This window comes from Orientia chuto str. Dubai, from assembly GCF_000964595.1.
Classification (GTDB): Bacteria; Pseudomonadota; Alphaproteobacteria; order Rickettsiales; family Rickettsiaceae; genus Orientia; species Orientia mediorientalis.
On record NZ_LANP01000032.1, the window covers coordinates 1 to 8,487 of the forward strand.

The window sequence follows — 8,487 nt, forward strand, 5'->3', positions numbered from 1 at the left end:
TTCACTTGGAATCTCAATTTTTCTTAACTCTACTATTGTAAATTTTACTGCTGGCATACTCAATTCCTCCATGTTTTATAAAAAATAATCAACTTATACTCTATCAATTTTTTAGTTAAATTATTGACCTAATATTATGACTTTCGTTTTATAGCAAACTTTTTGTAATAATTTTGTAACATTTAATTTGAGCTTAAAAATCTCCTCAATTTAAGATTTGGAGTTTATAAATTCTAAGTTTTAGTTTTTAAATTGAAAATTAAATTTTTAGTTTAAAATTTGCGATGTAATATTACTTGTGATTTTTTTAAACCTGTTAGCAATATTGACAAATAATTCTTATACAGTTACAGTTAAGGTTGAATATTAACTAAATTAATTAACACATACGCTAATAGTAGATTTTACGAAGTTTGTAAGTTAAGAAAAATTAACTTTTCTATACTTCTTTTTGCAGTCTATAGTTTTTAATAAAAAAAATGTTAAGTGATAAGCAATCATAATTGCAATGATGTTTTTGAACATAAAAATCTTCTTACTCCACTGTCTTTTTTAGTGCTTGCTTGAATCTCATTTAATAGTGGATTATTGAGTGTTGCCATATCTGTTGATGAGATATCTCATACGTCATTCGCTAAAGTATAATTAGCCACAAATTGTGGCTGATTTAGCATAACATTATGATTAGCAGATTTTGCTAAATTATTCACTGTTGCAATCTGATTATAATCACTAATAAGTGTGCCTGATGTTATGAAGTTATCGTAGTTACAATGCTCTGACTGATCTAATTTTCTTTTATCTTCAGGTAGAAGCTGTAAGTATAAAAGCTAATTTCTAGCTTTCCCATGCTTAGTTTTAAATTAAGTAGTTTTGAATTTTATTTAAATATTTTATTATTTTATTCGCTAATGAGACCTTTATGTGTTCCATTTTGTGTTTATAGTTACTTTTTGGCAGAGAGTAGAATATGTGCTACTTTGTTATAATCTTAAAGTTACTACCTTTATAACAATTCTTGCTAGTACTATAATTTTTGGAGTTATAACTAATTTTATTACTTTAGGTATTACAGTAGCTATATTTCTTTTTCGTTAAAAATATTTGTCTTTTGACAGTAATTACTTATTACGTGTTACTACTCTTGCTTTCTAATTTTTGCAATCTCATTCATAGCATACCCCATCCATAAAGGTAATTAGCACTGTCAATTTTTTCTTTTTTAGCATATTCAGCATTGTTGTTAAATTTAATAACATCTACCATTTTGAGTTTTAAATTCTATATAAATATTTTTTGATAGAAATTTAATCGTAGTAACGTAGTAACATTGCTGTAATATTTACATTTTTTATTTAATTGTTGTAATGAAAAGATAGTAAATATCATATTAAATTAATATAGTTATGCTAATAAACAATATAAGCTTATAATTTATGGGGTTTTTACATAAATTTTTACATAGTAGAAAAATAGATGAAAAACAGTTTAATCACAATGCTCAGGATTTTATTCCTATAGCTTGCCACTACAATAATGAAACTTTATTAACCAAAAATGGTGAATTAATTCAAATACTACAAATAAAAGGTATTAATTCTGAATATACTAATAAGGATTTACTAGGTACTAGAGCAGCAATACGTAATGCTATTAAAAGTTATATTAATAGCAGCTTTGCAGTCTGGATACATGTTGTAAGACACTGTGATAACATTGATGATTCTACACCATACAATCAAGCATTACCAAATTTTATTCATAGCATTTGGAGCAAAAAAAACTACTTGCAGAATAAATTTGTTAGCACTTTATATATATCGATTGTGCGTCATGGGTGTAACTTAAATATTCGAAACTTCGATAGTTTTTTAAATTCTTTATCGTTTAAAACATTGAATAGCTTTTATGATGATTCTATAGCTTCTTCATTAGAAAAATTGTCACTTGTTACAAATAATATTATTGCTGGATTGAAACGCTATAACCCACGCAAATTAACAATTAGAATTGAAAATAACAATGCATATTCTGACCTTTTAAGCTTTTACCAAACAATGATACAGCTTAATATTGGTGCAGTAGAAGTAAAAGATGTTGATTGTTCTGTACAGCTAGCAACCCATAAATATTTTTTTGGTGGAGATAAGATAGAGATTGTACATCAAAAAGACAAAAAATTTGCCGCTATTTTAAGTATTAAAGAATACCAAGATATTAAAGATGAGATAATTAGTAAGTGCATATACGTTCCTATAGAATTTATTGCTACAGAAATTTTTTACTTTGCTGATCAAGAAAAGGCAGCTAGTAGCTATACTCAACAAAGTAAAGTAGTTAGTGCCAGCAGGGATAGTGAACTAGCTATGTTTAAGGGAATAAATGCTATCGTAGATTCTGATATATTACCACAGTTCTGTCATCAACAAATTAGTATAATGATTATGGATGATGATGTTGATACGCTTGAAAGTAATGTATCTTACATATCACAAAGATTAGGAAAACAAGGTATAACACATGTTCGAGAGGATATCAATCTAGCACAAACATTCTGGGCTCAGTTACCAGGTAATTTTAATTATATTAGACGTGTTTCTTATAATATTATTGATAATGTAGCTGCTCTAGCAGCATTACAACATTATCCTGTTGGTATGCAACATAGCGTGTGGGGCAGAGCTGTTACTATATTTCAAACAGAATATGGTACTCCATATTTCATGAATTTTCATGATAAAACTGCCAAAGGACATACTTGTATAATCGGAACAGCAAATTCTGGTAAAGCTACTATTGCTAATTTTCTACTAGCTGAATCATCAAAATATTCTCCCACAATACTTTATTTAACTAATAGAAATAATGCTCAAATTTTTATTAAAGGAATAGAAGGAAAATGGTATAATGATGGCTTTATATTTAATCCATTAAGCTGTTTAGAAAATTCTGCCGACCTCCTAGAACTTTTGAAGATTATAACAGGTCATTATTTTAACAATTTAACTGATAACGAAATTGAATGTGTTACTGAGTTAGCTGCTATAGTTACTGATATAGCACCAGAATCTCGTTCTTTAATTAAAATTAGCAAGGCTTTTAATTTTAGGAATTATGATGCTGGTGCTAGTATAAAAAAGCGTATTAACTTATTTATCAATGATGATAGATGTAGTAAAAATTTTAATCAATCATCTGCATTTGAAATTTTAGACAATAATATAACTGCTATCAACTTAGCTGATTACACTGATTATCAATTTAGTCAGTCTTATGTTTCTGAAGTAGGTGAAAAACCAGAAATTTACCAGAAAAAATTACAAACTCTTCATTGTCTAAGATCCGCAATTATATTTTCTTTAATTAAAAAATTTAGTCTTATAGCATCTAAAAATCCTAAAATAATAGTTATTGATAACATGCCAGATTTAATAGTAGAACAAGTTTTTATTCACTTAATTAAACATATTGCTGAGCAGTTATCCCAAAATAACGGAATAATATTGTCTGTTGTTCAAGTACATCAAAACAATGAGTTCTATTATTCAGACTTTTGGAAAAATTGGTTAAATTTAAATAACACTAAAATTATACTACCAACTGGTATAAGAAATTTTCCTATTGCAGAAATCTGTAAATTAAAAGCTAATGAAGCTAAAAAATTTAATACTATTTCACCAAATTCTAGATTTTTTATGGTGCAACAAGATAATAGTTATGTTATTTTAGAGCTTAATTTGGAAGGATTTCCAGCTATTAGAAAGTTATTATCAGCTGATAAAGAAGATCTTAATCTTTTTCATGAAATTCAGCAAAAAATTGGTGATGAAGCTCCTTCATCATGGTTAAGTAATGTTTATGATCAGTTTCAAAATAGCGAATAAATGAAACATCTAAATGCATTTTTAATTGTAATTGTTGCTATATTCATAATTATTACTAATGCTTCGGCTTCTGTTTGCACATGGTTTCGTGGTACAAGAGTTGAAGATTGGAGTGGAGATAACAATAACCTTAGAGATATTATAAAAAGAAGAGGAAAATACATATCTTTTTGGGAAAAGAAAGAGGGAAACTCTTTTACAAGTACAGAAAATTGCCCTCCATATAATAAGTATGGAGGTAGAAGAGGTTGCTTATTGAAATTTGCAGCTCCAGTAACAATATTTGATGCAAAATTTTGGACTACAGTAATTGATAACAATCAAACTCCTGATTGGTATTATGCTCCAGGATATTTGCGATATTGTGGTGAAGAAACTGCAGCGACATCGTACTTTAATCCTAAAATTCGGGTAAGACATCAAAGCTGTAATGCTATTGCATGTTGGCATAATGATTCTACATTATCCCATGGGGATTGTGCTGTTTTTGCTACTAGTTTAGGTATACCACTATTAAGACTGTGTGCTAGAATAGCTATACCATATATTAAACCATTGGATTTGGTAGATGAAAAGCACACTTGTGCAGCTGATATAAACAATGATCCATTGTGTCAATATAATGCTAAAGATGATCCTGGTTATACTAGATGTTATCACTTAAATACTTATGGGGGACAAGAACCTGATGTGACTTATGATAGTGTAGACAATAATTGTAAAATTAGAATAATAGCTCCTAAGTTATGCGTATATGTTGATCCTTCTCTTACATCACTATCATCATTATTGGATCCTTTTGATTACAATCCTATAAATCAACCTTTGCATTCTGGAAGTCAAATTTTTCCTGTCGGAAAAATATTAATTGAATTAATTAATGCTGGAGTTGGGTTATCAGATGCATTAGCATCACTGGTAGGTATAGTAGTAGATAAAATTGGATTAAGTTTTTTAAAGGATGTAGTACGATTTATTGGTCAAGTTATTCAGTTTATAGGTAGTAAGTTTATAGACATACTTAAAAATGTTTTTGATCTTAATAGAGTAGTAAATCCTGAAGTACTAGGATGTGTTGAGTTGCCACTTGGGCCATTTCCGCCTCCTTTTTATAATGAGCTTCAAAAAACCGCTTTTGGAAAAATTAGCATTACGCCTATTTGTACTAAAGAAGAGCTTAATCTAGAGAATTTGCAAAAAACAAACATTATGGATGGTAGTCAATGCGCAGTTTCAAATATTCATAATAATGTTATTAATAATGCTATAAGAATTAGTAATAGCTATCAGTTACCACTTTGTTCAGGTGGGGAAGAAGGAGAAGCAAGTTATCAAGCTAATCAGTGCATTAAGATTCAAAATATTGAATTGTTTGGCCCTTCAGTAATTAGAAAAAAATATAATGATATTTTAAGACCATGTAATCATAGTAATCCTGGGGAACCATGTATTAATTATAATGGTTGCCAAGAAGGAGATAATAAACTACTTGGTTGTCAAGGAATAGGATTTAGAGTATTGTATACAACTAATATTAAAGGTGCAATAGTTGATGACTTAAGTAAATTAGAGCCATCTGATAAATTTAATTATTGTTTACCTGACTGTGTTGGAGCTAGATGTCCAATTCCAGCTAATCCAGGAGCAAGTAGTTGTTGTGATGGAGCACAATTATGCCAACGAATATATGGAGTAGATGTTGGAAATTTTGATGATAAAAAATTAGTTTTTCATCAAAATAAAATAAAAGAAGGAAAAAATGGATTGGTCAAAGAAAGCTTTAAGTTTAGTGGTAAAAACTTAATAGCATTAATAACTCGTACTACTAGGTCTGTATGCCAAGAGCTGCTCCAGAGTTTAGATGGTAATGTTACATGCGATGGTGCAAAAATTATTCATGAACAAACTCCAGATGATATTTGTGTATATAATACTAGCTCCAAAAAACCATTGATAGGTTGTGTAAAGCGTGCTACTCCACCTTTACCTACTGCTTTTAAGTGTAGCAATAGTCAAAATAATCATTTTAAGCCTGATATTGGTATCAAGCTTAAAGTACAAGAAGCCGAAACAAATTATTCTCTTGAAGGTTGTATTGAAGCAAAACATAGTCATCATCAAAATAGCAATAATTTTACTGAAGACGATAAAGATGATGCTCAATTTAATATTAATCTAGCAGGATACGATTATGCAGCTTACGTTACTGATAGCAAAGGTTCTGTATTACCTAATGTAGGTACTAAATGGGGAAAATATGATTCAGAACCACCTGCAAAAGCTCAAGATGTACTATCACCTAATGCAAAATATCGTTACCTTAGAGGAATAGAGTTTATAAATAATGAGTATGTAGTAGGAGGAAAGCTTATTTGCATTAACCCAAATAGCAATTCTATTTCCAAATGTCCACTAGATGAGAAGATGTGTGTATTAGCTAAAGTAAAAACAAATCCAGAATGTATAGCGCACAGCAATACTACTCAAACTGAATTTGATCAAAAAGTTTGTAAAGAGGTTAGTTATTCAATAGAAGATAGAATTAATCCTAGTACAAGATTATGTACTGAGAGTAGTGATAATTATCCAAATTGCTTGAAATTAAAAGCTAATGAATATTATCAGTTAGAAAAGAATAACTCTAGCAATTCTGCATTGCAAAAAGGTAGTACTATCAAAACTGAAGAGGAAATACTGCAAACTATTGGTAATTGTAGCGCTCAGAACATAAAATCTAAAGAATGTGTTTCATATTTTCCTAGAAAATATATTTATAGATTTAATTCTGTACAAGAAATTTTGAAGTGTAATACAGATTCTTCCAGATGTACAGTTAATGTTCAAAAATGTACTAATAATGAATTAATGGATCTAGCCAATACTAAATTAACAGATAGAGCTTTAAGATCAGAATCATCGCTAATTGGTATTTTTCAAACAAATGAAAATTCAATCTGTAGTAGTGTAATTAATAATTTATGTAAAAATATAAAATATAAATGTAAACCTGCATTTACTATATCAGACAATGGTACAGTTATAGATATTGAAACATGTACAGATGATGCTCTTGCATCTACGACGAATCAAAAAAACAAATCTGTCACTGAATTTATATGTAGTACTACTAAATTAGAATCTTGTAATAAATTATCTAAAAGTGCATTTCATACTTTTTCCAACAATAGTTCTATTAAATATTATAATGGTTCTAACTTACTTGGAGAACTAGTTGAAGTAAGGAAATATGTTAACAAATTAGATACTCAGTCTACAATTACAGATCCTAAATTCTGTGGTAATAGAATTCAGCAGTGCCCTAAAAATAAGCTTTGCACTACACTAAGCAATAATGATAAGTTTATTCTAGGTGACGAACAAGAATATGTGATAAAACGTTGTCCAACTGAGTTATGTTATGCAAAAAATTCAGAAGAGAAAAATATTGATAGAGATAATGCTTCAATTAAATTACCTTATGAAAGTGATGAAGAAACAAGGTTCCGTAGTAAAAGCGCACTAGAGCTAGGATTATGTCAAGTAATATCAGATATACCAAAATGCAAACAGGAAGAAAGCTACAATGCAATATGGCCAGAGACTAATCCTGGTGACGAAGCTATTGGAAAATGCAAATCAGCAACTAATCCAAAGATAAAATACAGGCCTTTTGATAAAAATTCTCTAAAAAGACTTTGTGTATTTGATCCAGCTATAGATGCAAATTCAAATGTTCATTTTACATCTGGAGATACAGCAAAACCAGTTTTTGACAAGCCACATAATAGAAAAATTGGATGTGAACAATATAAGGTACGATGCTCTGAAAAATCAGAAAATGGAGTTATATGGCCTGCAGTTGAGGTAGATGAAGCATCTCAACCAAAATGTATAAATTCATCTTATAAGTTATCTAATCCAAATGCAATTAGAAAGTGTGAACTAGATCGTAATGGTAACCCAGTATTTACAAGTCCTATATCTGCTGTAACTTGTAGTGCAAGTAGTAGTGCAAACAAATGTTCCGAAGTAGTTGAAAATGGAGTTATATGGTCAGAAGCTGAAGAAGGTAAATTGATGTCTACTCCAAGATGCTTAAATTCAAATCATATATTATTACCTAAAAAAACATTTAGTAAAAATATATGCAGAAGAATGTGTAAGAATATTCAAGGTAAGCTTATTTTATCAGAACAAGCATTATGTCTAGAGAATAAAAAGTCAGGTACAGTAGCTACAATAATGGATGCATCGTCTATAACTTGTTCTGATCCTAATAAATAATGCTCTGAGAAATTGGAAAATATAGTTATAATGATTATGCCCCTATATTCGACCTTTTGAATAACAATTTTAGAATAATTTATAAAAATATTCTAAAACTACCTGCTATAGCTGTATTTTTGGAGACAAAAAGTGCAACATATAGTATGCGATATATAACCAATAAATGAATTTCAAAATGATTTTAAAAATGATGTACAAATTTCAATTGAAGATGGTAGACATGAATCATTAAATATTCTCAGAGTGTTGAATGATGAAAAATGCTATTTCAAAAGAAAAAGGCTAGAAGAATTTTATCCACTAATACCTAAACACC

General features: G+C 29.2%; 2 protein-coding genes. Both read left to right on the forward strand.

The window, feature by feature from the left end; genetic code table 11:
- The first annotated feature begins 1,436 nt into the window (after positions 1-1,436).
- Complete coding sequence (locus tag OCHUTO_RS04395; RefSeq protein WP_045797584.1) at positions 1,437-3,884, forward strand: VirB4 family type IV secretion/conjugal transfer ATPase; 2,448 nt, start codon at positions 1,437-1,439, stop codon at positions 3,882-3,884.
- Entirely contained in the window at positions 3,885-8,168 is a 4,284-nt protein-coding gene (locus tag OCHUTO_RS04400; protein WP_045797585.1) for a hypothetical protein, read from the forward strand.
- The last annotated feature ends 319 nt before the right edge of the window (positions 8,169-8,487 follow it).